Source organism: Pseudoalteromonas sp. HL-AS1, assembly GCF_031198785.1.
GTDB classification, from domain to species: Bacteria; Pseudomonadota; Gammaproteobacteria; order Enterobacterales; family Alteromonadaceae; genus Pseudoalteromonas; species Pseudoalteromonas distincta.
In genome coordinates, this window is record NZ_CP133569.1 from 2789554 (window position 1) to 2816216 (window position 26663).

Consider the following 26663-nt stretch of genomic DNA (forward strand, 5'->3'; position numbering starts at 1 on the left):
CGATCTTAAATTATAATCACGCTATTGCAAGCACTTATCCTGCGCTTTAAAACGCGCTAATATAGGCCTATTATTTAGCAATTACACAGAGCTATGTTTAAACAACACGTGCAAGGCAATCACACTGTATTAAGCCACCCTAAATACACAAGCCAAATTACCCTCGATTGGTTTGATACAAATTATTGGCAACAACAAAATAAAATTGTGGGCGCTAAAAAAGGTCGAGCAACAGCATGGTTTTTTAAGCAAGACGAATTAACAGCCGTACTTAGGCATTATTGGCGCGGTGGCTTAGTGGGTAAATTGCTAAGCGATCAATATTTATACCCAGGACTTGAACAAACCCGCGTATTTAAAGAGTTTAGCTTAATGAGTAAGCTTATAGAGCTTGGTTTAAACGTACCAACCCCTGTTGCAGCTAAAGTAACCCACAGCGGATTAATTTACCGTGGTGATATTATTACCGAGGCTGTTAAAGGCGCTAAAAGTGTACTCGATATATTAATTGAACGCCCATTGACTGAAGATGAGTTGGAGCGCATTGCTAAAACAATCGCGCTATTTCATTCAAAAGGTGTGTATCACGCCGATTTAAACATTAATAACATATTGTTTGATGATACTGGTGATGTGTATATTATCGACTTTGACAGAGGTGAAATAAGAACGCCTAACCCACAGTGGCAACAAAGTAATATAACACGCCTTGAGCGCTCATTTTTAAAAGAACAAGGTCGAAATGATGTATTTAATTGGCAAGTGAATGACTGGCAAACTCTGCACAGCAACTACCTCAAAACACTCGCTAATATAAGTTAACTTAGTTAGCCAATGCTAAATACTGCAGAGCAACCTGCTCTGCCTGTACTTGTTTTAGAATATCTGCGTTTTCTACATTTGGCTTATCTACTAGCACCTGCTTAACGGCATTGGCTAATGCCTCACTTTGTCCAGCGGGTACTAAATATTTACTCAGCTCGCCTGTTAATATCTCGCTTGGTCCAAATGTACAATTAGTGCTAACTACCGGAGTACCCACCGCTAAAGCCTCAATTAATACCGTTGGCAGTCCTTCAAAATCAGAACTCAAAACTAAAGCTTTGGCATGCTTAATCCAGTTGTACGGGTTTTGTTGAAATCCAGGCACTACTAACTGTTTTTCTATGCCATATTGCTGTGCAAGCTTTAGCGCTTTAGCCGGTTTATTACATAAAAGGACTAACTTGTATTTTTTATCAAGCTTTGCAAATGCTGCAAATAATATATCGTGGCGTTTTTGTTTGGCGAGTCTTCCTACATGAATTAAGTAAGGCTCATTTGGGATATTGTTATTTTGCTCATTTGCTTGCTGTCTTATTTTTTCAAAATCGAACGGGTTATAAATAGTCGCGATTGCACTTGGGTTAATTAAATCCCCTTGTGTTATTTCTTTTTCAACACCCTTTGATACGCAAGTAAGTGATTTACCATTTAAGTTTTGCTTACTTTTTTTAAGGTATAAGTATGAAAATGGACCTAACTTTTTTTGACGGGCAAGTTCTGCATTGACGGAGTTATGAATAACAAAGTGAACATTTTTGATATTACTAAGCGCGAGCAAGTTATTACTTCTATCAAGGTTAGAAAGCACTAGGTCAATATTGCCAATCTCGCTTTGTTTTTTTTCAAACCACGCTTCTAATCGCAAAATACTATTTTTTCGCTGCCAGAATCTATCTACTTTAGATGCTCTATCAGGAAAAAGGCTATCAACTTTAACTATATCAGGAATGTCATACTCAGCGTTGCTCGCAAGAGATAATATAGTGACATTGTGCTGTAGTTTCGCCATTTTTTCAGCCAAGGTAAGCATTACTTTTTCAGCACCACCACCTACTAGTGAATCAATTACAATCACTATATTCATAAGCGATCTCCTACAAGCATATTTTTTATACCGGTAGTGATCACATCGAAGCTATGTGTGCTATCGAGTTGCTTATATTTACCAATAAATTCACTATAAAAAGGCTCGGTAATAACTTGAGCTATTTTCGTTGTAATTTCATCAATATCAAGATTTGCTTTTATTACAACACCTGCATTAACGCAATGATCCAAACGTGTATTTTGATCTTTTGAGATAGCACATGCCACAACAGGGGTTTGAACTGCAATTGCTTGCAATAAAGTATCTCCACCACTAAGTAATGCGACTTTAGCTTGGCTCATTAATGCCAAAAATTCGGTTCCTTGCAGGCTTGATAAACAAGTAACCTCATCACTTTTCGGAATTGCTTTATTATAATTCGCACCAAACACTACAACTGCTTTTAAACCAGTATTTTTAGTAATTTTAAGCGCGGCTTTAAAGTAAACCTCAGCACAATTAAGATTATTTAATATATGTCCGCCAGAACCCGCATTAACAATAAAATAGCCATCAGATACTAAATTATAGCGATTTAAAACATCACGTTTTTGCTCACAAGAAGCAAATGCAACAAAAGGGCCTACATTACGAGGGGGTGCCAAGGGAAACATGTCTAACTTCGCACTTTCAGCCCATGTAAGTGGCTCAATACAATAATCAGGCTGTACAACCCAATGTGTATCAATTAAATTAATCCTGTTTAGCTTCAATCCCTTAGCGCGTTTTTTTGCATGCTGAGAAATAAATACAACTTTAGCGCCTACTTTTTTAGCCGCTTTCATATGCCCTGCACGTCCTGCACAATCAAAAACAACGACGTCAGGTTTAAATTGCTCTATAAAGTCGCAAACAGAATCAAGCTCTTTAGTCGCTGAGTGTTCAAGCAATGTGGCTTCAAAAGGACACTTTTTTGCGTAGCTTGTATGCTTGTTTAGTATGAAGTGAATATCGAGAGAATCAGTAAGTTCTGCCTTTAAACTTTGAGCCAACAACAACGAGCGCATATATTCACCAATGCCTTCTGGTGATGATACGGGAATAAATAAAAGTCGTTTGTTGCTCATTACATTCTCAATTTCCTATTTGAACTCCAGTATACCAATCAGATACTTATTACGATAGCTAGGTTACATTTTAATATATTAAATTAGCTCTATAAATTTGATTATTTACTGCAATAACAAGCTTAGGTTGATAAACTTAGCCGCAATCTAAATCACAAGGATCTGAACTTTGCGAAACAGAATTTTTCTACTTTCTACTCTTTTTTGCGCTATGAGCGCGTCAGTTAATGCTGAACCATGGGTAAAACCCGATGATTACGGTCTTAGAGCTGATATTCAACAATTAGCTGATGCCGGTGTTATTTTAGCGCCTGTAACTACCTATCCGCTTATGTGGAAAAGTTTTATAAGTGATGTGCAAAGCATGCCGCTTGAGCAATTATCTCCAAGCTTGCAAGATGCTTTACTTCGCGTTAAGCATCGATATAAATCAGAAAATAGCAGCTCGCATAGTCTTCAATTATCTGCTTTTGCAGCCACAGATCCGATCATAGCAACAAGCTTTGGTGCAACAAATACACAAGAAACAGAGCTTTCAGCAGCTTACGCTTATTTAGGCGATAACTTTGCAGCTAAAGTAGCTATAAATTACAGAAGCGACGGTAAAAAATGTTTAGTTGATGGAAAAACGACTGACGATATAGTTACCGATGAGCAAGCTTTAACCGATTGTAACGATACCTCACTTGACGATAGTTACTTAGCTTACCGTTTAGGTAACTGGATTTTTAGAGCCGGTGCTGTTGAGCAATTTTGGGGACCTGGTGTTGATAACAGCTTAATTATGTCTGGTAATGCGAAACCTTTACCTGCACTAAGTGTAACCAGAGAAAAAAGTACTGCTTTTGAAACACCATGGTTAAGCTGGATTGGTCAATGGGGCTTTACCGCACAAATGGCTAAACTTGAGTCTACACGTGTAATTCCTGATGCTTTACTTTGGAGCAGTAGATTAAATATACGCCCAATACAACAATTAGAAATTGCTGTTAGCTGGTCTGCGCAATGGGCTGGCGAAGGTCAACCAAGCTCTGCGGGTGATTTTATTGATGTCATAACTGGGCAAACAGCATGTATTGATGGCAATGTTAGTTGCGATAGCCAATTAGAGTCAAAAATAGGTAATCAATTAGCTGGCATAGATATTCGCTGGTCAGATACACTTTTCAACCAACCTTATGCTGTTTATGCCAGTACGATTGGCGAAGATGCCAGTTCACAATTTAAACCCGCTGATAGAGCCTACTTATTTGGTGTACAGACAACACAACGTGTATATGATCAAAACTTATTAATAAATGTAGAGTACATAGACACAGGTGTTTCATGTCAAGCTGAATCAATAGTTGAAAATTGTTACTATGAGCATGATACTTATAAGTCTGGCTATCGCTACCACGGCCGTACAATTGGTTCAACTTATGATAATGATGCACAATCAGTTGTTCTAACTTTATTAGGCCAACTGTCAAATGGTAATGATTGGCAGGTAAAACTGCGCAGTGTTGATTATAATAGTGACAATCGCGATCGTTATCCTAACAATCCAGACTTAGGTAACACTATTACTAAAACAGGCTTTAATAGTAAGCAATTAGAACTTCGTTATAGAATGCTTTCTATGGGAGGGCGAGTCACTTTAGGTGCTTTTGCATCTAACAATGACGGTGCTGAAAACGATACATCAGCATTTGCCAAGTACGAATTAAATTTTTAGTAAGTTACTTTATTAAAAATAAAAAGGGATGAAAACACTGTTTTCATCCCTTTTTTGTATTTTTAGTAACTTAATATACCAATTGCATTAAATTAGTGTTCTATTATAGCGATAAGAAAATAGCTCAATAACAAGGCTAAAATTATGATACATAGTTGTTCTATATAAATAATTTTTAACGTAGTTAGTGAGCTATTTAATACGCTAGAATGATCATGTTTTTAATAAAATTGGTATTACTGTTTAATTTTACTAATTACTTTTGATGTTGAACACCCATCTAAAAATTCAAGCACTTCAACTTTTCCGCCATGGCGAAGTACATGCTCAGCACCCGCTATTTGATCTACAGTGTAGTCGCCACCTTTAACTAAAATATCAGGGCTTATTTGCTCAATTAATTTAGCGGGAGTATCGTTTTCATCTAAGCTACCAAACGGAATAACCCAATCAACTGATGAAAGTGCGCTAAGTACCATCGCACGCTCATCTAGTGGGTTAATAGGACGTTCTGCCCCTTTTAAACGCGTAATTGATTCATCATTATTTAATCCAACAACGAGTCTATCGCCTCGTGCTTTAGCTTGCGCTAAATAACGTACATGCCCGGCGTGTAAAATATCAAAACAGCCATTAGTGAATACAATGGTTTCGCCGTTTTGTTTTGCAAATTCAATATGCTGAAGTACATCATCAAATGGTGTTTGGTAATGCTCACCCGTAGTATGTAAATACTGACCAAGCTTGCGGCTTAGCTCTTCTGGCGAGACAGTTGCAGCCCCAAACTTACTCACAACGATACCTGCGGCTAAATTAGCAATTTCGACAGCATCTTTAGGTTCCATGCCCGCACCAAGCATAACCGCGAGTGTAGCTATAACCGTATCACCGGCCCCGGTTACATCGCTTACTTCAAGCTCTTGCGCTGCAAAATCAAATTTTTCATCTGCACTAATAAGCGACATACCTTGCTCAGAACGCGTAAGTAACATGGCTTTAATGCCATTTTTGCTAATTAAATCACGCGCACTTGCGGCTAAAGCCTCTTCTGAATCGGTTTGACCACCCGCTAACTTAAACTCATGTAAGTTAGGTGTAATGTAATCAGCACCTTCATATAAATGTAAATCTGGCGATTTAGGGTCGATTAAAACCGTTTTTCCGGCGCCCTTCGCAAGGCTTACCATTTCTTTAATTAAACTCAAAGATCCTTTGCTGTAATCAGAAAACACAATAAAGTCGTATTCATCAAGTACAAGCTCTAAGCGGTTTAATAAAAGCTGGCTGTGTTGCTCAGTAAACGTTTCTTCTAAATCAAGTCGAACCAATTGTTGGTGGCGGCTAATAACACGCATTTTTGAAATAGTCGGTAAATCACATACACTCACTAATTGTGAGCTTATTTTTTCACCTTTTAGGATGGTCTCTAAAATCTGCCCGCTTTCGTCCTCACCAATTAAACCCAATAAGCCAACTTTTGTATCTAACCGCGCTATATTTTTTGCAACGTTAGCTGCACCGCCCGCTTTGTCTTCAAATTTACTCACTTTAACAACCGGTACTGGTGCTTCTGGCGAAATGCGACCTGTATCACCATACCAATAACGGTCTAGCATTACATCGCCAACAACTAATATTCGTGCCGCTGATAAGTTTTTTAATAACGATAAATCCATTACTGCTGCTCCGCAACAACCATATCCATGGCTTCACATAACCAGTGACCTATAAACATGTGAGCTTCTTGAATACGTGCTGTTTCGTCATTTTTTATAATAATAGGTAACTTAGCAATATCTTTTACTTTACCGCCATCACGCCCAGTTAATGCCACTGTAAAAGCGCCTAGTTTATTTGCAGCCTCTAATGCTAAATTAATATTGTTACTAGTACCTGATGTAGTTAAACCAATTACTAAATCTTCTGGCTTACATAACGCTTGAACTTGGCGCTCAAACACCGTATCAAAGTGATAGTCGTTGCTGTGCGCTGTTAAAATTGAGGTGTCGGTGGTCAATGCAATTGAAGCAAGCGGACCACGTTCTAATTTATAACGCACTACAAATTCTGCTGCTAAATGCTGTGCATCTGCTGCACTACCACCGTTACCAAACCAAACAATCTTGCCACCAGCTTGTAATGCACTATGGCATGCTTCTAACAATTGCATAGATTCTTGATGATAAGCCTCCATCGTTTCAAATAATGCCTGATGACGGTTTAATGTTTCAACGTAGCTAGTTGCCACTGAATCGATAATTGACATGAAAAAATTCCTCTTGGAACTGAAATGGCAGGAAAAATTAAATTCATTATTCCATAATTTTATTTAATTGTGTGTATTTTATCGGGTTATAACTGAACCCAGACCATATTTTATAACGAGTCTGTTTAGAAAACGGCTATTTCACGGTAAACTAACGCCACTTCCCTTTAAGAAAGATCAGTATGGCACGCATTTTTTACTCATTCGCATTAATTATTATTAGCCCACTGATTGTATTTTATCTATATATTTTACGAGGTAAAAAAAACCAAGGCTATCGTGCACACTTTAAAGAGCGCTTTGGGTTTGTCAGTAAGTCTTTATTTACGGTTAAAACTAAACCTTTAGTTTTTCATTGTGCTTCTGTTGGCGAGGTACTTGCCGCAACGCCACTTATTAAAGCTTTGCAAAAAGTGCATCCAAATTTAAATATACTTATAACCTGTAATACTCCAACAGGCAGAGAGCAAATACTTAGCCAGTTTAAAAATACTGTAGCGTGTAGCTATTTACCAATCGATTTCCCGTTTGCAACGGCTCGATTTTTAAAGCGTATAAAGCCACAAGCATTATGTATTTTAGAAACCGAGCTATGGCCAAATTTAATGGCGATAAGCCACAAAAAAAACATACCAGTACTTGTCATCAATGCAAGACTCTCTGAAAAGTCGCAGCAAGGCTATCAAAAGGTCGCTAAATTAACCCATATTATTATGCGCTCAATTACGGTACTTGCGAGTCATAACAAGGCAGATGCTAAACGCTTTATTGAACTTGGTCTTGAAGCTTCAAAAAGCTATGTAACAGGTTCAATTAAATTTGATATAACACCAAGTGAAGAGCAATTAGCTGAAGTACTCAACCTTAAACAGCTTTATAACAGCAATGAAGACAATAACGATGAACGCTTTGTATGGGTAGCAGGCTCAACACATCCTGTTGAGCATGAGCTGGTACTTTTAGCCCATCAAGAATTACTAAAAAAGCAACCGAACGCATTACTTATAATTGCCCCGCGCCATCCAGAGCAATTCGACAAAGTGGCAGAGCTTTTAACGCAAAGCCCACTTAGCTTTAGCCGTCGTAGCCAAAATAACTATAATAATGAGCAAATACTCCTTGCTGATACGCTTGGTGAATTACAGTGTTTATATGGCGCTGCAAATGTGAGCTTTATTGGTGGCAGCTTAATTCGCAGAGGTGGGCATAATCCACTGGAATCAGCGGCGTTTTCGGTAGGTGTAATAACAGGTCCACACACATACAATTTTGATCATGTTTATCCCGAGCTAACAAAGCTCAAAGGTGCTGTAGTGGTTGATAGTAACGACGAACTCGCAAAGCAGCTTATAACGTTTAGCCAAAACACAAAAGCGTGCCTAACCTTAGGTATTAAAGCTGCGCAATGCGTAACTAAAAACCAAGGTGCTATACAAAAAACACTTAACATTATTAATCAATATTTAGAGCCAAAACCGTGACCAACATAGCTATAAGCCAAACCCGTGAATGGGTGTCATCTGTTATTGTTAAATATAACTTTTGCCCATTTGCTCGAAAAGAAGTAGAAAACAACTGTATCCATTACATAGTAAGCCCAGCAGCAACTATGGATGATACTGTAATGGATATGCTTGAGCAATGTGTTGAGCTTGACCGTGAACCAAAGCGCGAAACAACCCTTATCATGTTTGACAACGGCTTTAGTGACTTTGAAGACTTTTTAGACTTGGTCGATTTAGCTAATGCACTTTTAGTCGCGCAAGGCTTTGAAGGTAAGTATCAAATCGCTAATTTTCACCCAGATTATGTATTTGCCGACAGTGATGAAACCGATGCCGCAAACTACACAAATAGAGCGCCCTTTCCTACTTTGCATTTAATCCGCGAAGCAAGCATGAGCGAAGCACTTGATAGTTATAACGAGCCTGAATCTATTCCTGAGCATAATATAAACTTAGCAAGACGTAAGGGGATTGATTTTTGGCAGCAGTTGCTTGAAGGCTGTAAAAAACCGAGCGCTTAAATGCTCGGTTTTATCTTGGTTTGTACAAAAGTTTGTGCAAACCTTTTGCAAAACAAGTAATACTTAAGATTATTTTTTAACCCAGTTACCATTTACTTCAACGTAATTACCACTTTGGGTTTTTTCAATTGTTTTAGCAGCAGCAAGCGCTTCAACTTGTGAAAGCGACAAGTTATTCTTTTTAGCGAGCTTTAAGTACTGCGCTTTACGCTTTGCATTTATGTCATCAACAACGGCTTTTGCCTCTGCGTTTTGTACAACAAGTCCTAAATAACCAGAGCTATCTTCACCTACTAGACCTTGGTTTTTAGCGTCATCAAGGCTAATAGCCCACGCAGAGAACGACATACATACTGCACTAACTAACGTAATAATGTTTAATTTTTTCTTCGTATTCATGTTCTAGCTCCTTAAAATAACTCACTGTCGTCACTAAATAAATTGTCGAGTTCTTTATCTACTTTTACGCGAATTTCGTGATCGACCTTCACATTTAAATTAATAGTAATGGGCTCTTTAGCAGACACCTCAACACGATGCGTGCAAGCACTTAGTGCACTAATAGCACCCAGTGCGAGCAGTACTTTTATCAATAACGACTGTCTCATTATTAGTTTCCTTTTTGTGAGTATTGTTGCTCAACTTTTTGTGTAATTTCGTCACTTAAGCGCAGTGCGCGTAAAAGTGTAAATACGTTTTCTTCGTGGTTATAATTAAAGTTAACCTGCTGCTGCTCTGCTTTATTATAGCCTTGCAAATTAACCCCTAGTTTTAACCAACCATCATTTTTTAGTGCCACACTGCTATTAAGTTTTTGAATATCTAAATTAGTTAATAACCCTAACACAGGTTGTAACTCTTGCTGTTGCTGCATTACTGAATCAAAAGCGGCATTATTGGTAATTTTTAAATTACCTGTTCCTTGGCTAAATAAGCTTCCGTCAATTATCTCAATTTTTCCACTATCAAAGTGAACCGGTAAAGACCCCGCCAAGCGTCCCGTTAATACAATGCCCGACTTATCGTCGAGTGTAACAAGTTTGCTTGCATCAATATTTTCAAACTTAACATTAGCAACTTGGTTTGGCTTCCCTACTGTGTAGCTATCTAATGAAAACTCGCCACCAAACACACTTCCTTTTACATCATTTATAAGCGCGGTATTGTTATTAACTTGCCATTGACCTTTAATAGTTTTAACTACGGCACCGGCTCTAAATTCATTTAAATTAAAGGTAGTTGGTTTTACATTAAGCTTACCTGAATTATATTCCCCGCTAAATGTACTGCTTAAATCACTCGCAAGGTAATCGTTATACAATGCACTTGTATGACTAATCCCTATATTGAACAGTGCATTTTGTAAGTTTATATCGCCACTAATATAGCCATTAAGTTCGCCCTCTGTTAACTGTGCAAGTGGCTCAAATTGACTAATAAACGCATTTAACGACAGCGCACTTTGTTCAGGAATAACCACTTCAAATGGATGAGCTTGCGACGACATATGATGATTTATCACTAACTCAACATTATTTATAAATGCGTGATGCGTGGCTTTTAGTGCACGGCTTTGCAAGCCCGTAGACTCTACTTTTATATTATTAAGTTTTATGTCGGGGCTATTAACAGCCTTTATATTCGTTTTTGCTGTTAGATCAGCAAATAACTCACCTACGCCTAAATTAGCATTTGCTGTTAATGTGTTACTTATATCTGTGACTTTAAATTCTTTATATTCTGCGCTTTTTAATTGCTGCGTTAACGTTACTTCTGTGTTTAACTGTTTATCCATTTTTGCAGTTAAATCACCTTGGTATTGCACTGCACTTATATCAAACGCATCTACACTATTAAGCGTTAATTTAGCATTTATAAGCCCAATGGGTTTTAAGTCTATAAACTCACTTATATTAAAGTGACCACTAAGGCTAAGCCCATTCGCTGTTGCAGGTGCAAACTCAGGTAAATTTTCAAGCACAACGGCGTAATCGCCTATAATTGCAGCGCCAGATAACTGAGCATTAACGTTAATATTATTTATATCGGGTGTATTTATTTGAGCTGACAAAGTTGACTGTAAGTCTTCAAATGGAGATGTAATATTTAGTGTTGTATCTGTTATTAAAATATCAAATTGCTTATCGCCCACGCTTACCAAATTAATTGCAGGTACCCTCAACCCACTAGCCTCTAAGCTAATTGATTGAGGGAGTTTAAGTTGCCAATTTAAAGGAACTTGTTTGCTAATAAAGCCTGCATATTCACTTGGTGGAATTAACTCAGTACAGCTTGGTGTTAAATTAATTTTGTTATTAAGCAAATCGGTATTAAACATTAACGCTTGGCTATTTAAATTAAAACGCGTCGCCAATTTACCTGTGGTTAATACGTTAACTTTGCACTGCTCATACGTGTGAGCAAACTGGGAGCTAATATCGCCATTTAACTCAAGTTCTATACCATCAAAGCTAAATGCTTGCTGAGTATTAAAGTTAAAATCTGCTATTAATGTATTTTTAGTGTTTATAACGTGCTTTAAAAAAGTGTCATTAATTTCAAACTGACCCCTTACTTTATTAGCAGTCAAAATTGCACTTGCGTTTATATCACCTGAGACATTAAATTTATTTAGTTCGGGTTCTAATATGCTTATTTTAAGTGGCTTATTGAACTCATCACTTTTTACTACAAGCTGTTTAATATTGATTAATGGGCGATTTAAGGGAAGTGCTAAATCGAGATTTTTAGCAAGCTGATTAGCATTATCACTTTTAGGGAGTGGATTAACTGTTAGCACTGCATTTTCAATATCTACACGCTTTGTATTTGCAGTAATACCAGTAAGTTGTAATTGTTGATTTTGATAATTTACACACACTTTATCAGCATGAATATTTAGTTCAGACGTAATTGAAAAATCAAGGCAGTTTAATGTGACACCCGCTTTTTCGAGCTCAGGCGCTATAGCCCACTGTAATAAAGGCAAGCGAAATACATAACCAAGCAGCAAGGTACTTAGCAATACAGCCCCAACAATTAAACCAACTCGCTTAAACATACTATCCTTAAATGCTTTGTGCTTTTAGCTTTTAGCTAAAACTATACTAATCAAAAAAGGCTGCACAATGCAGCCTTTTTTATTTTACAGTAAGATTATGAATCTAACTTGTATAAACGTAAATATAATTAACCTACGTTTTTACGTGCATTACGGAACATACGCATCCACGGGCTATCCTCGAGCCACTCATCTGGGTGCCAAGAATTGGCAACGCTTCTGAATACACGTTCTGGATGCGGCATCATTACAGTGGCACGACCATCAGTTGACGTAATACCGGTAATACCTTCTGGAGAACCATTAGGATTCGCTGGGTACTGCGTTGTAGGGTTACCGTAGTTATCTACAAATTTAACCGCTACAGTGCCGCTATCAAGCGCCGCTTTAGTGGCTGCATCGTTTGCAAACTCAGCATGACCTTCACCATGAGAAACTGCAATTGGCATACGCGATCCAGCCATTCCGTTAAAGAACACAGACGGATTCTCTTGTATTTCTACTAAACTAAAGCGTGCTTCAAAACGCTCTGATTTATTAGTTACAAAGCGCGGCCAATGTTCAGTACCAGGGATCAACTCTTTTAACGTTGATAACATTTGGCAACCGTTACATACACCTAAGCTAAAGGTATCTTCACGGTGGAAAAAGTTTTGGAACTGATCGCGTGCCATGTCGTTAAACAAAATAGACTTAGCCCAACCTTCACCCGCACCAAGTACGTCACCGTATGAGAAACCACCACAGGCCACTAAACCTTTAAATTGCTCTAGTGTTAAACGACCTTCTAAAATGTCGCTCATGTGTACATCAACGGCTGCAAAACCTGCGCGATTAAACGCTGCCGCCATTTCTAAATGAGAGTTAACACCCTGCTCACGTAAAATAGCCATTTGCGGTTTAGCACCGGTTGCAATATATGGTGCAGCTATATCTTCGTTTAAATCAAAGTTAAGTTTTACGTTTAAGCCTGGATCTTTTGCATCAAACTTAGCATCAAACTCTTGCTTAGCACACTCAGGGTTATCACGGCGTGCTTGCATTTGATACGTTGTTTCAGCCCAAATAGTACGAAGCTCAGTACGCGTATGATTAAGTACCGTATTTTCGCCACGGTTAAATATAATCGTATCGTCACTGTTAAGCGTGCCAATGTTGTGACTAATGGCTGCTATACCATATTGTTCAAACACCGCATTTACTGCATCTAAATCAGCATTTGCAACTTGAATTACGGCACCTAGCTCTTCGTTATAAAGCGCTTCAATGTCTGAACCTGTTAAAGCTGCTAAATCAACCGTTACACCGGTATGACCCGTAAACGCCATTTCAGCTACTGTGGTAAATAAACCACCGTCTGAGCGGTCATGATAGGCAAGTAACTTACTATCAGCTACAAGTGCTTGCATTGCGTTATAGAAGCCTTTTAATAACTCAGGGCTATCAACATCAGGGGTTACATCACCTAATTGCTTATAAACTTGTGCAAGGCTTGATGCGCCCATGCGGTTTTTACCCGCACCTAAATCAACTAATATAAGCGATGTATCGCCTTTATCTGTGCGCAGTTGTGGCGTTACTGTTTTACGTACGTCGTCAACACGACCAAATGCAGTTATAACCAGTGAAAGCGGCGATGTTACTGACCTCTCTTGTGAGTCACCTTCATCTTTCCATGTCGTTTTCATCGACATAGAATCTTTACCTACAGGAATCGTTAAACCAAGCGCAGGACAAAGCTCTTCGCCTACGGCTTTAACAGCTTCATATAAACCAGCATCTTCACCTGGGTGACCCGCTGCTGCCATCCAGTTTGCCGATAACTTAATGTTTTCAAGGCTACCAATATTTGCACAGGCAATATTAGTTAACGACTCTGCCACAGCTAAACGAGCAGAAGCACCGTAATTAAGTAATGCAGCCGGAGTACGCTCACCGAGTGACATAGCTTCACCGTGGTAAGTGTCATACGTTGCCGCAGTTACAGCACAGTTAGCAACAGGTACTTGCCAAGGACCAACCATTTGGTCGCGCGCTACTAAACCCGTAACTGAGCGATCACCGATTGTTATTAAGAATGTTTTTTCTGCAATGGTTGGTAAACGCATTAAGCGCTGCGCTGCATCTGCTGCATTTATTGATGTGATATCAAGCGCTTTGCCAACAACTTGCTTTGACGTTACATCGCGGTGCATTTTAGGTGCTTTACCTAATAATACGTCCAGCGGCAAATCAACAGGGTTATTTTCAAAGTGGCTGTCTGACACTGTTAAGTGAGGTTCAGCTGTTGCTTCACCAATAACAGCGTACTGAGCACGTTCGCGCTTACAAATTGCTTCAAAGCGGTCAAAGTCCTCTACGCCAACAGCGAGTACATAACGCTCTTGTGATTCATTACACCAAATTTCGTGTGGTGCCATGCCTGGCTCATCGTTAGGGATGCTACGTAATTGGAACTTACCACCACGTCCGCCATCATTAACAAGCTCAGGAAACGCGTTAGATAAACCGCCGGCACCTACATCATGGATAAACGCGATTGGGTTTTCATCGCCTAGCTGCCAACATTTATCGATAACTTCTTGGCAACGACGTTCCATTTCTGGGTTTTCGCGCTGTACTGAAGCAAAGTCTAAATCTTCGTTTGACTGGCCTGAGGCCATACTTGATGCAGCACCACCGCCTAAACCAATGTTCATTGCAGGCCCGCCTAGCGCAATTAATTTAGCGCCTACAGGAATATCGCCTTTTTGAACATGATCAGAGCGAATATTACCTAAACCACCGGCAAGCATAATTGGTTTATGGTAACCACGTACTTCTTCACCGTTATGGCTTGTTACTTTTTCTTCGTAAGTACGGAAGTAGCCTAATAAGTTAGGACGACCAAACTCATTATTAAATGCAGCGCCACCTAGTGGACCTTCTGTCATTATATCAAGTGCGTTTACAATACGACCCGGCTTACCAAAATCGCTTTCCCACGGTTGCTCGTAACCTGGAATACGTAAATTTGATACAGTAAAGCCAACTAACCCTGCTTTTGGCTTAGAGCCACGACCAGTTGCGCCTTCATCGCGAATCTCACCACCAGAACCTGTAGCAGCACCTGAGAATGGCGCAATAGCTGTTGGGTGGTTATGAGTTTCAACTTTCATTAGTATTTCAATGTCTTCTTGATGATACGCATATTCACCTTGCGCATTTGGGAAGAAGCGACCCGCTTTTGAGCCTTTCATTACTGCCGCGTTATCTTTATACGCCGACAATACATTTTCAGGATTTAGCTCAAACGTATTTTTAATCATTTTAAACAGCGATTTTGGCTGCTCTTTACCATCGATTGTCCAGTCAGCATTAAATATTTTATGGCGACAATGCTCTGAGTTCGCTTGTGCAAACATAAACAATTCGATGTCGTTAGGGTTACGTCCTAACTTTGTAAAATTTTCTACTAAGTAGTCTATTTCGTCATCAGCAAGCGCAAAGCCTTGCTCAACATTGGCTGTTGCTAGTGCTTCGCGTCCACCACCTAAAATATCGACAGACGACATTTGGCGTGGGGCATCACTGCGAAACAGCTGAGCCGCATCTTCAAGTTCATTGTGTGTGGCTTCAGTCATGCGGTCGTGCAATAACGCAGTTACTTGTGCAAGTTGTTCTGCGTTTAAATCACCTTCAACATAATAAGCAATACCGCGTTCAACACGGTGAACCTGCTTTAAACCACAGTTGTGGGCGATGTCGGTAGCTTTAGATGCCCAAGGTGAAATGGTACCTGGGCGAGGTGTAACAAGTACAAGTTTGCCAGCTGGGGTATGCTCAGCAATAGTTGGACCGTAAGTTAATAGTTTTTCAAGCTTGGTTTGCTCAGAGCTACTCAACGGCGATGTTAAATCGGCAAAGTGAGCATACTCGGCGTATACGTTAGTGACTGGAAGTTGCGATTGTTGGCAACGCGCTAAAATTTTATTAACTCTGAACTCTGAAAGTGCTGGTGCACCACGAAGGATCAACATAGGTAATTTCATCCGGGGTTAGGGATTGAACGATATTTTAGGCACGCATTATAGTCCAATTAGCATTCAGATTTAACTCAAAATTACGCTTTTCATAAAATTAACTTTTTAGCTTTATTTATAGCCTCTTTTGGTTAATAAAATAAAAGGTAAAGTGACGCGATGGCTTAGTTTTGCTATAACGGTGGCTGGCGAGCTTAAGGGGCACTCAATGTTCAAAGAAAAACTAATAATAATCATTACTTTAGTTATGCTGTTATGTGCATGTGATATGCAAGAGCAGCCAACTCAACTCGCCCAAATAAAAGAACAAAACAAAATACGTGTGGGTACACTTGCAAGTGCTAGTAATTATTATCAAGCCGTTCAAGGTGAACAAGGCTTTGAATATGAGCTATCTCAAGCATTTGCTGAATATCTAGGTGTAGAGCTTGAAATAGTGCCATTTTTTAACTTATCCGATATGTTTGAACGCCTGGAAAGCGGCGATTTAGATTTAATTGCCTCAGGACTTACCTATAATAAAACCCGTGCAGAGCAATACCGTTATGGACCAACTTACAGAACAATCAGCCAAAAGTTAGTTTATAAGCAAGGACGTGTTCGCCCTCGAGAGTTTGCCGACTTAGATGGCAACTTTACTGTTATCGCTAAAAGTAGTCATTCGCTTACTCTGCAAAAAATGAAAAAAAACAATCCAGATCTTACTTGGATAGAAAGCGAAGAGTTTGATGAAGAAGAACTACTTCAAGCAGTTATTGATGGCGAAATAGATTACACACTCGCTGATACGCATACCCTATCGCTGTTTCGACGTTATCATCCAAATTTAAGTATCGGTTTTTCTGTTAGTCATAACGACCCGATTGCATGGATACTTAATAAATCAAAAGATGATTCTTTATACTCCTTATTAGTGCCATTTTTTGGCGATATAAAACAGAGTAATCAGCTCTACGTACTTGAAGAAAAATACTTTGGCCACGTACGCCAATTTAACTATGTAAATACCCTTGCTTATATCGAAGCTATCAAAGAAACCTTACCAACATACCAACCATGGTTTGAACAATATGCTGGTAGCCTTGATTGGCGTTTATTAGCGGCACTTAGCTATCAAGAATCTATGTGGAATCCTCGCGCTAAATCGCCAACAGGCGTTCGCGGTATTATGATGCTAACCCGCAGTACAGCAAAACAAGTAGGTGTTACCAACCGCTTAGAGCCAGAGCAAAATATTCGCGGTGGTGGTAAGTATTTAAGTAAACTGATTAAGCGTATTCCTGATAGAATTCCTCAACCTGATAGAACATGGCTTGCACTAGCGGCTTACAATGTAGGTTGGGGGCACGTTAACGACGCGCGTATGATTACCGAGCAGCAAGGCGCAAGCCCTGATAAATGGGCTGATGTAAAAAAACGCTTACCGCTATTAATTAAAAAGCGCTATTACCGTAAAACTCGCTATGGTTATGCGCGTGGCGATGTAGCGGTTAAATATGTTGATAATATTCGTCGCTATTACGATGCACTTGTTTGGCTAGATGAGAATAATGCTATTGCTGTAGAACCTGAACCAGAACCAATCACAGAGCAGAGCACTGATACCGAGCCAAAGCTAAATGAAGAAAGTGACGAAAAAAGTAACAAAGATGAAGCGCAAACAGAAAAACAACAGCCTATAATTGAGCCCGAACAACCGAGTGAAAACAATAACTAAGATTTGTATAGGTATCAGTTTTTTGAGCAAGCCAGTAAGCAAAATTTAAGTAAATTAAATATCTGTTTACTTGTCATCAAATGATCACTAATGTGTGTTAATTGTATATCATTATTTTATAAGATATACCCGTGCCTTTCTCACTCTTGCATTAGGAGAAAACATGCTAAAACGTAGACGCACACAAAAATTAAAACGCAATGTGATTTATTCAACAGCCACACGTCGTCGTGTTATGCTAAGAAAACTGCACAAAAAAATCATCTGGCGCCGCCGAATGTTTGCTATGCAGCAAATGGCTGAAACAGAAATAGAGCCAATCGCTAGTTAACTTTAGTTAGGCTTATTTATTTGTTCATCACGAGCAGCTTTCTTAGCTGCTTTAATTTGCGCTCTTCTACGCTTAAAAAAATTCGAAATAGTATCACCGCACTGCTGTGCCAAAACACCACCACACACCTCAACTTGATGATTTAACTTAGGCTCTTGTAATAAATTCATAATTGAACCCGCAGACCCTGTTTTAGCATCGACTGCTCCAAATACTAAACGCTTTATTCTGCTATGCACTAACAATCCCGCACACATAGAACAAGGCTCTAACGTTACGTATAGGGTGCAATCAATTAAGCGGTAATTGTTAAGGACTTTTCCAGCTTCTCGCACTGCAATCATTTCGGCATGGGCAGATGGGTCATTATCCGTTATTGAGCGGTTATACCCGACTGAAACTAGCTGGTTATCTTTGACTACAATTGCTCCAACCGGAATTTCATCAAGCAGCTCTGCTTGCTTTGCATACAAAAGCGCTTGTTCCATCCAGTAGGAATCATCAAATGGTTCGTTCATTATTTCTACTTAAATAACCTTTTATGCTGTAATTATACCTAGTTAGCACTCTAAAGTGCGCCATTCATTACTTTATTCCAAAAATAAAACAATATTTACCCGTTTGTAATGGCTCACTCGTGCTGATTTACGCTATAATCTCACGCTTTTTTTATTTAGCTCACAACACGGGTAGCAAATGAAATTTCCTGGACGCCGCAGGCATAAACATTATTTTCCAGTGGAAGCCAAAGATCCACTTACCAATCAACTTAACGCAACAGAGCGATTACAACGTAGTTATATTACGGGTATCGATCAGATCGTTGTTGATATAGAGGCAAAAGTTGATCAAGCTTTCCTTGACGAATTTCAACTACGTAGAGGGATGTCGCAAGTTATTGATAGCGATACAACAAACGCCTTATACGATCGTTTAAAATTAAACAATATGGTTGATTTTGAGTTTGCCGGTGGAACCATTGGTAACACTATGCACAACTACTCTGTACTTGCAGATGATCGCTCAGTTTTATTAGGCGTAATGAGCGAAAATATAAAAATAGGTAGCTACGCTTACCGTTTTTTATGTAATACCTCAAGCCGTGTAGACTTAAACTACCTTCAACCAGTTGATGGGCCTGTAGGCCGTTGTTTTACATTAATTGATGAAACCGGTGAGCGTACTTTTGCAATAAGTGCAGGCCTAATGAATCACTTACGTCCTGAATCTATCGATAAAGACCTTATTGAGAATTCATCAGCGTTAGTGATTAGTGCCTATCTTATGCGTACTCAAGGTAGCGAAACAATGACTGAAGCCACTATGCAAGCGGTAAAATACGCTAATGACGCAGGTGTGCCAGTTGTGCTTACACTCGGTACTAAGTTCTTAATTGAACAAGACCCTACTTGGTGGGCAAACTTTGTTGAAAAGCATGTTGATATTCTTGCTATGAACGAAGAAGAAGGTTTAGCTATTACAGGTTTTGAAGATCCTCTTCTAGCTGCTGATAAAGCACTTGATTGGGTAGACTTAGTTATTTGTACCGCTGGCGAAAAAGGCTTATTTATGGCCGGCTACGTAGACGAAAGCTTAAAGCGTGAAACCGAATACCCGTTACTACCAGGCGCCATACCTGATTTTAACCGTTACGAATTCTCACGAGCTATGCGTAAAGATGAGTGTGATGAACCTATCAGAGCATATAGTCATACGGCCCCATTTATGGGTGGACCTGATTCAATAAAAAACACCAATGGTGCAGGTGACTGCGCACTTGCGGCTGTACTACATGATTTGTCAGCGAATGTTTACCATAAGCTTAATGTGGCAAACTCAGCTAAACATCAGCAACAAGCTATTACTTACTCGTCACTATCGCAAATTAGTAAATATGCTAACCGAGCGAGCTATGAAGTATTAGTTCAGCACTCTCCGCGTTTATCTCGTGGTTTACCAGAGCGCGAAGATTGTTTAGAACAAGTTTATTGGGAACAATAAATAACGGTGGGAGCAATTATTGCTCCCTATCGATTTCCTAAAAAATAGAAATATCGAGCTTTTTAGATAGCAGTTCCAGCGCTGCTATTCCTGCAACGGAGTTACCAAACGAATTAAGCCCCGGAGAATAAACAGCTACAGTAAACTTATTTGGTAACACAGCTAAAATAGTCCCTGACACTCCCGATTTACCTGGCATACCGACTCTGTAACCAAAATCCCCCGCAGCATCATATAAGCCACTGGTAAATAATAACGAATTAAGCTGCTTATTTTGACGGCTACTTAAAACACGATCGCCCGATCGATTATCAACACCTTTATTTGCTAGAAAATTATAAGCTTTGGCTAATTCAATACAGTTGAGCTCAATAGAACAAAAGTTAAAGTAAGACCATAAAACATCATCGACTTCATTTTCAAAATTACCAAACGACTTCATTAAATGCGCCATAGCAGCATTACGATGCCTAAATTCATACTCAGAATTAGCGACTTTTTTATCAATCACTATCCCTCTATTACCAGCTAACAACCTAAAGGTCTCGAGCATAGAGTGCATTGGTGCAGATAAGCGGCTGTATAACGCATCACACGTTACAATTGCGCCTGCATTTATGAAAGGGTTACGAGGAATCCCTTTTTCAAACTCAAGCTGTGTAAGCGAATTAAAGGCAGTACCTGAAGGCTCCTTTCCAACTCGATGCCAAAGTTCATCACCATAACGTTGCAGTGCCATAGTAAGTGTCATAACTTTTGAAACAGACTGAATGGTAAAACGTTGAGAGCAATCCCCCGCACATACAGTCTTACCATCAGTTGTATAAATAGCGATAGAAAATTGCTCAGGATCGACCTCTGCAAGGGCCGGTATATAATCAGCTACTTTTCCTTGTGATAATAAAGGGCGTACTTCATGTGCTATTTCATCAAGCACCTTTTGGTAATCAGCTGTAGGCAAACTAGACCTCTATATCATCATTCATAAAAATTGGATTTTAGCACGCGCGAATAGACGCAACTAGTTTTGTTGTTGAATTTAAAGGGGGATGTTTTTCTTAATTTAAAAAAGCAAAAAACCCGTCACATTGCTGTAACGGGTTTTTCTTAATTAAATCCTGGTAATGTCGTAGTGCCACAGCGGTGGAGAGGCACATAGCAAATGCTACACTATCTTTGTGTCGGGGCGTCCTTCTGCGGGGCTCGCCTTAGAACTATTTCATTTCGCCACTGAGTTCGGCATGGACTATTTACAAAATTACAAAAAGCAAAAAACCCGTCACATTACTGTAACGGGTTTCTCTTAATTAAATCCTGGTAATGTCCTACTTTCACATAGCAAATGCTACACTATCATCGGCGCTGTTTCGTTTCACTACTGAGTTCGGCATGGAGTCAGGTGGGTCCAAAACGCTATTATCACCAAGAAAATTCTTTTCAATTTTCTTATTTTAATTATTAAGGTTAAAGTCCTTCAACTGAATTTGAAGCCTGGTAATGTCCTACTTTCACATAGCAAATGCTACACTATCATCGGCGCTGTTTCGTTTCACTACTGAGTTCGGCATGGAATCAGGTGGGTCCAAAACGCTATTGTCACCAAGCAAATTAGGTTGTCAGTTCGTATCGCTACGCACTAACTGAATTTGGAAAATATCTGATAATATTTTTTAAGTCTTTCTTAAGTAATATCTACTTTAGTTATATTAACTTCTGTCTAAACTGTCGCATAAAACGCGTTTGGCGTTGTATGGTTAAGCCTCACGGGTAATTAGTACAAGTTAGCTTAATGGCTCACACCACTTCCACATCTTGCCTATCAACGTTGTAGTCTTCAACGGCCCTTCAGAGACTTTAAAAGTCTAGTGAGAACTCATCTCGAGGCCTGCTTCGCGCTTAGATGCTTTCAGCGCTTATCAGTTCCGAACGTAGCTACCGGGCAATGCCATTGGCATGACAACCCGAACACCAGCGGTTCGTTCACTCCGGTCCTCTCGTACTAGGAGCAACCCCTCTCAATTCTCAAACGCCCACGGCAGATAGGGACCGAACTGTCTCACGACGTTCTAAACCCAGCTCGCGTACCACTTTAAATGGCGAACAGCCATACCCTTGGGACCGACTTCAGCCCCAGGATGTGATGAGCCGACATCGAGGTGCCAAACACCGCCGTCGATATGAACTCTTGGGCGGTATCAGCCTGTTATCCCCGGAGTACCTTTTATCCGTTGAGCGATGGCCCTTCCATTCAGAACCACCGGATCACTATGACCTACTTTCGTACCTGCTCGACGTGTCTGTCTCGCAGTTAAGCTGGCTTCTACCATTACACTAACCGTACGATGTCCGACCGTACTTAGCCAACCTTCGTGCTCCTCCGTTACTCTTTAGGAGGAGACCGCCCCAGTCAAACTACCCACCAGGCACTGTCCGTAACCCCGATTCAGGGGCCAACGTTAGAACATCAAAACTACAAGGGTGGTATTTCAAGGACGACTCCACAACAACTAGCGTCGCTGCTTCAAAGTCTCCCACCTATCCTACACATGTAGGTTCAATGTTCAGTGCCAAGCTGTAGTAAAGGTTCACGGGGTCTTTCCGTCTAGCCGCGGGTACACAGCATCTTCACTGCGATTTCAATTTCACTGAGTCTCGGGTGGAGACAGCGTGGCCATGGTTACACCATTCGTGCAGGTCGGAACTTACCCGACAAGGAATTTCGCTACCTTAGGACCGTTATAGTTACGGCCGCCGTTTACCGGGGCTTCGATCAAGAGCTTCTCCCTAAGGATAACCCCATCAATTAACCTTCCGGCACCGGGCAGGTGTCACACCGTATACGTCATCTTGCGATTTTGCACAGTGCTGTGTTTTTAATAAACAGTCCCAGCCACCTGGTCACTGCGGCTCCCGTCCGCTTAGAGAGCAAGTCTCATCACAGATAGGAGCGTACCTTCTCCCGAAGTTACGGTACGATTTTGCCTAGTTCCTTCACCCGAGTTCTCTCAAGCGCCTTAGTATTCTCTACCTGACCACCTGTGTCGGTTTGGGGTACGATTCCATATAATCTGAAGCTTAGAGGCTTTTCCTGGAAGTATGGCATCAACAACTTCATCACCTTAGTGACTCGTCTCGTGTCTCAGTCTTAATAGCAACCCGGATTTACCTAAGTCGCCAACCTACTCACTTTCACATGGACTACCAACGCCATGCTTGTTTAGCCTGCTCCGTCCCCCCATCGCAATTATATCGAGTACAGAAATATTAATCTGTTTCCCATCGACTACGCCTTTCGGCCTCGCCTTAGGGGTCGACTTACCCTACCCTGATTAACATGGGATAGGAACCCTTGGTCTTCCGGCGTGGGAGTTTTTCACTCCCATTATCGTTACTCATGTCAGCATTCGCACTTCTGATACGTCCAGCATACCTCCCGGTACACCTTCAACCGCTTACAGAACGCTCCCCTACCACTCAGAATAAATTCTGAATCCGCAGCTTCGGTGCATAGTTTAGCCCCGTTACATCTTCCGCGCAGACCGACTCGACCAGTGAGCTATTACGCTTTCTTTAAAGGATGGCTGCTTCTAAGCCAACCTCCTGGCTGTCTGGGCCTTTCCACATCGTTTCCCACTTAACTATGACTTTGGGACCTTAGCTGGCGGTCTGGGTTGTTTCCCTCTTCACGACGGACGTTAGCACCCGCCGTGTGTCTCCCGGATATTACTTTACGGTATTCGGAGTTTGCAAAGGGTTGGTAAGTCGGGATGACCCCCTAGCCTTAACAGTGCTCTACCCCCGTAAGTATTCGTCCGAGGCTCTACCTAAATAGATTTCGGGGAGAACCAGCTATCTCCCGGTTTGATTAGCCTTTCACTCCTAGCCACAGGTCATCCCCTAACTTTTCAACGTTAGTGGGTTCGGTCCTCCAGTTGATGTTACTCAACCTTCAACCTGCCCATGGCTAGATCACCGGGTTTCGGGTCTATACCTTGCAACTAGTCGCCCAGTTAAGACTCGGTTTCCCTACGGCTACCCTATTCGGTTAACCTCGCTACAAAATATAAGTCGCTGACCCATTATACAAAAGGTACGCAGTCACCCAACAAGTGGGCTCCTACTGCTTGTACGTACACGGTTTCAGGTTCTATTTCACTCCCCTCACAGGGGTTCTTTTCGCCTTTCCCTCACGGTACTGGTTCACTATCGGTCAGTTGGGAGTATTTAGCCTTAGATGATGGTCCACCTATATTCAGTCAAAGTTTCACGTGCTCCGACCTACTCGATTTCACTTAAAATGTCTTTTCATGTACGGGACTATCACCCTGTATCGTGGCACTTTCCAGAGCCTTCCATTAACACATAATAAGCTTAAGGGCTGTTCCGATTTCGCTCGCCGCTACTTTCGGAATCTCGGTTGATTTCTTTTCCTACGGGTACTTAGATGTTTCAGTTCTCCGCGTTCGCCTCGTTAACCTATGTATTCAGTTAACGATACCTGCAAGCAGGTGGGTTTCCCCATTCGGAAATCCTAGTCTCAAGCGCTTTTTACTAGCTTGACTAGGCTTATCGCAAGTTAATACGTCCTTCATCGCCTCCAACTGCCAAGGCATCCACCGTGTACGCTTAGTCACTTAACCATACAACCCAAACGGGTCTTTGTTTTGTGACAGTTTAACTTCGCCAGAAGTTAATATTGAATACTAAAGTAGATACCAATCAATCAACGTAAAACGTTAATCAAATGGCACTGAATGGTACTGCTACCATTCTTTTTTACTTTTGAAAACTCTTGATAAATACAATGTATCTATCAGAATTTTATTATCAGCTTTTCCAAATTTTTAAAGAGCATATTAATTAGTTATCCCGAAGGACACGCACTAATTAACAATCATCTGTGTGGACACTACGAACAAATAAGTTCTAAATCGTATAAGGAGGTGATCCAGCCCCAGGTTCCCCTAGGGCTACCTTGTTACGACTTCACCCCAGTCATGAATCACTCCGTGGTAAACGTCCTCCCGAGGGTTAGACTATCTACTTCTGGAGCAACCCACTCCCATGGTGTGACGGGCGGTGTGTACAAGGCCCGGGAACGTATTCACCGCGTCATTCTGATACGCGATTACTAGCGATTCCGACTTCATGGAGTCGAGTTGCAGACTCCAATCCGGACTACGACGCACTTTAAGTGATTCGCTTACTCTCGCGAGTTCGCAGCACTCTGTATGCGCCATTGTAGCACGTGTGTAGCCCTACACGTAAGGGCCATGATGACTTGACGTCGTCCCCACCTTCCTCCGGTTTATCACCGGCAGTCTCCTTAGAGTTCTCAGCATTACCTGCTAGCAACTAAGGATAGGGGTTGCGCTCGTTGCGGGACTTAACCCAACATCTCACAACACGAGCTGACGACAGCCATGCAGCACCTGTATCAGAGTTCCCGAAGGCACCAAACTATCTCTAGTAAGTTCTCTGTATGTCAAGTGTAGGTAAGGTTCTTCGCGTTGCATCGAATTAAACCACATGCTCCACCGCTTGTGCGGGCCCCCGTCAATTCATTTGAGTTTTAACCTTGCGGCCGTACTCCCCAGGCGGTCTACTTAATGCGTTAGCTTTGAAAAACAGAACCGAGGCTCCGAGCTTCTAGTAGACATCGTTTACGGCGTGGACTACCGGGGTATCTAATCCCGTTTGCTCCCCACGCTTTCGTACATGAGCGTCAGTGTTGACCCAGGTGGCTGCCTTCGCCATCGGTATTCCTTCAGATCTCTACGCATTTCACCGCTACACCTGAAATTCTACCACCCTCTATCACACTCTAGTTTGCCAGTTCGAAATGCAGTTCCCAGGTTGAGCCCGGGGCTTTCACATCTCGCTTAACAAACCGCCTGCGTACGCTTTACGCCCAGTAATTCCGATTAACGCTCGCACCCTCCGTATTACCGCGGCTGCTGGCACGGAGTTAGCCGGTGCTTCTTCTGTCAGTAACGTCACACATGATGGGTATTAACCACCACGCTTTCCTCCTGACTGAAAGTGCTTTACAACCCGAAGGCCTTCTTCACACACGCGGCATGGCTGCATCAGGCTTGCGCCCATTGTGCAATATTCCCCACTGCTGCCTCCCGTAGGAGTCTGGGCCGTGTCTCAGTCCCAGTGTGGCTGATCATCCTCTCAAACCAGCTAGGGATCGTCGCCTTGGTGAGCCATTACCTCACCAACTAGCTAATCCCACTTGGGCCAATCTAAAGGCGAGAGCCGAAGCCCCCTTTGGTCCGTAGACATTATGCGGTATTAGCAGTCGTTTCCAACTGTTGTCCCCCACCTCAAGGCATGTTCCCAAGCATTACTCACCCGTCCGCCGCTCGTCATCTTCTAGCAAGCTAGAAATGTTACCGCTCGACTTGCATGTGTTAGGCCTGCCGCCAGCGTTCAATCTGAGCCATGATCAAACTCTTCAATTAAAAAGTTTTATGTCTTTCGACAGCTCAATGAATTCTGAATTTTTGTTTTTGTTGCCAAAAACGAATTGACTGT

General features: G+C 41.1%; 17 protein-coding genes and 4 rRNA genes. 7 read left to right on the forward strand and 14 right to left on the reverse strand.

Annotation, left to right across the window (positions count from 1 at the left end; all coding sequences use genetic code 11):
* Window positions 1-93 precede the first annotated feature (93 nt).
* Window positions 94-822: a 3-deoxy-D-manno-octulosonic acid kinase gene (locus RB214_RS12990; protein WP_309167365.1), complete on the forward strand. Its 729-nt coding sequence runs from the start codon at window positions 94-96 to the stop codon at window positions 820-822.
* A gap of 1 nt (window position 823) precedes the next feature.
* Here RB214_RS12990 and RB214_RS12995 read toward each other — a convergent pair whose 3' ends face one another.
* Together RB214_RS12995 and RB214_RS13000 are read right to left on the reverse strand one after the other, a co-directional pair.
* The gene (locus RB214_RS12995) at window positions 824-1909 is read right to left on the reverse strand and encodes a glycosyltransferase (protein WP_309167368.1); all 1086 of its coding nucleotides are present in this window, start codon (window positions 1907-1909) and stop codon (window positions 824-826) included.
* Window positions 1906-2979 (reverse strand): glycosyltransferase family 1 protein, encoded by a 1074-nt coding sequence (locus RB214_RS13000; RefSeq protein ID WP_309167371.1) that lies wholly within the window; start codon window positions 2977-2979, stop codon window positions 1906-1908. The genes RB214_RS12995 and RB214_RS13000 overlap by 4 nt, the downstream gene beginning before the upstream one ends.
* A gap of 211 nt (window positions 2980-3190) precedes the next feature.
* On the opposite strand from RB214_RS13000, the gene RB214_RS13005 reads away from it, so the two are divergent.
* Window positions 3191-4696 (forward strand): capsule assembly Wzi family protein, encoded by a 1506-nt coding sequence (locus RB214_RS13005; RefSeq protein ID WP_309167373.1) that lies wholly within the window; start codon window positions 3191-3193, stop codon window positions 4694-4696.
* Window positions 4697-4932: 236 nt separating this feature from the next.
* Here the strand turns inward: RB214_RS13005 and hldE are convergent, their stop codons facing one another.
* Complete coding sequence (hldE, locus tag RB214_RS13010; RefSeq protein WP_309167374.1) at window positions 4933-6372, reverse strand: bifunctional D-glycero-beta-D-manno-heptose-7-phosphate kinase/D-glycero-beta-D-manno-heptose 1-phosphate adenylyltransferase HldE; 1440 nt, start codon at window positions 6370-6372, stop codon at window positions 4933-4935.
* On the reverse strand, window positions 6372-6962 hold the full coding sequence (locus RB214_RS13015) for an SIS domain-containing protein (protein WP_309167376.1): 591 nt from the start codon (window positions 6960-6962) through the stop codon (window positions 6372-6374). The genes hldE and RB214_RS13015 overlap by 1 nt, the downstream gene beginning before the upstream one ends.
* 182 nt (window positions 6963-7144) lie before the next feature.
* On the opposite strand from RB214_RS13015, the gene waaA reads away from it, so the two are divergent.
* Together waaA and RB214_RS13025 are read left to right on the forward strand one after the other, a co-directional pair.
* The gene (waaA, locus tag RB214_RS13020) at window positions 7145-8443 is read left to right on the forward strand and encodes a lipid IV(A) 3-deoxy-D-manno-octulosonic acid transferase (protein ID WP_165744239.1); all 1299 of its coding nucleotides are present in this window, start codon (window positions 7145-7147) and stop codon (window positions 8441-8443) included.
* Window positions 8440-8988, forward strand: coding sequence for a DUF1415 domain-containing protein (locus RB214_RS13025; RefSeq protein ID WP_309167377.1), 549 nt, complete (start codon window positions 8440-8442; stop codon window positions 8986-8988). Before waaA ends, RB214_RS13025 begins: the two co-directional genes overlap by 4 nt.
* 69 nt (window positions 8989-9057) lie before the next feature.
* Here RB214_RS13025 and RB214_RS13030 read toward each other — a convergent pair whose 3' ends face one another.
* From RB214_RS13030 to purL, 4 genes are all read right to left on the reverse strand, one after another.
* Window positions 9058-9387 carry a YdbL family protein gene (locus RB214_RS13030; protein WP_309167378.1) on the reverse strand — a complete coding sequence of 110 codons (330 nt, stop codon included), beginning with the start codon at window positions 9385-9387 and terminating at the stop codon, window positions 9058-9060.
* Between the two features lie 11 nt (window positions 9388-9398).
* Window positions 9399-9596 carry a YnbE family lipoprotein gene (locus RB214_RS13035; RefSeq protein ID WP_002961070.1) on the reverse strand — a complete coding sequence of 66 codons (198 nt, stop codon included), beginning with the start codon at window positions 9594-9596 and terminating at the stop codon, window positions 9399-9401.
* Window positions 9597-9598: 2 nt separating this feature from the next.
* Window positions 9599-12049: a YdbH domain-containing protein gene (locus RB214_RS13040; RefSeq protein WP_309167381.1), complete on the reverse strand. Its 2451-nt coding sequence runs from the start codon at window positions 12047-12049 to the stop codon at window positions 9599-9601.
* A gap of 128 nt (window positions 12050-12177) precedes the next feature.
* A complete protein-coding gene (purL, locus tag RB214_RS13045; protein ID WP_309167383.1) occupies window positions 12178-16068 on the reverse strand; it encodes a phosphoribosylformylglycinamidine synthase in 3891 nt (1296 codons plus the stop codon).
* Between the two features lie 211 nt (window positions 16069-16279).
* Between purL and mltF the strand changes: the two genes are divergently transcribed.
* Together mltF and RB214_RS13055 are read left to right on the forward strand one after the other, a co-directional pair.
* Window positions 16280-17788 (forward strand): membrane-bound lytic murein transglycosylase MltF, encoded by a 1509-nt coding sequence (gene mltF / locus RB214_RS13050; RefSeq protein ID WP_309167385.1) that lies wholly within the window; start codon window positions 16280-16282, stop codon window positions 17786-17788.
* Window positions 17789-17951: 163 nt separating this feature from the next.
* Entirely contained in the window at window positions 17952-18119 is a 168-nt protein-coding gene (locus tag RB214_RS13055) for a hypothetical protein (RefSeq protein WP_002961076.1), read from the forward strand.
* Between the two features lie 2 nt (window positions 18120-18121).
* On the opposite strand, the gene tadA is transcribed toward RB214_RS13055, so the two are convergent.
* Window positions 18122-18637, reverse strand: a complete 516-nt coding sequence (tadA, locus tag RB214_RS13060; RefSeq protein ID WP_033026952.1) for a tRNA adenosine(34) deaminase TadA — start codon at window positions 18635-18637, stop codon at window positions 18122-18124.
* 178 nt (window positions 18638-18815) lie between these two features.
* Here tadA and RB214_RS13065 point away from each other — a divergent pair, with 178 nt between their 5' ends.
* Window positions 18816-20120: an inosine/guanosine kinase gene (locus RB214_RS13065; RefSeq protein ID WP_010554383.1), complete on the forward strand. Its 1305-nt coding sequence runs from the start codon at window positions 18816-18818 to the stop codon at window positions 20118-20120.
* Between the two features lie 37 nt (window positions 20121-20157).
* On the opposite strand, the gene glsB is transcribed toward RB214_RS13065, so the two are convergent.
* The 5 genes from glsB to RB214_RS13090 all read right to left on the reverse strand — a co-directional run bounded on the left by glsB (window position 20158) and on the right by RB214_RS13090 (window position 26590).
* A complete protein-coding gene (gene glsB / locus RB214_RS13070; RefSeq protein ID WP_002961081.1) occupies window positions 20158-21081 on the reverse strand; it encodes a glutaminase B in 924 nt (307 codons plus the stop codon).
* Between the two features lie 351 nt (window positions 21082-21432).
* Window positions 21433-21547: ribosomal RNA gene (gene rrf, locus RB214_RS13075) — 5S ribosomal RNA — on the reverse strand.
* A 62-nt stretch (window positions 21548-21609) separates the two neighbouring features.
* Window positions 21610-21724 (reverse strand): 5S ribosomal RNA (rrf, locus tag RB214_RS13080).
* A gap of 146 nt (window positions 21725-21870) precedes the next feature.
* Window positions 21871-24760: ribosomal RNA gene (locus tag RB214_RS13085) — 23S ribosomal RNA — on the reverse strand.
* Between the two features lie 296 nt (window positions 24761-25056).
* Window positions 25057-26590 (reverse strand): 16S ribosomal RNA (locus tag RB214_RS13090).
* The 16S, 23S and 5S rRNA genes sit together here, the layout of an rRNA operon.
* Window positions 26591-26663 lie beyond the last annotated feature (73 nt).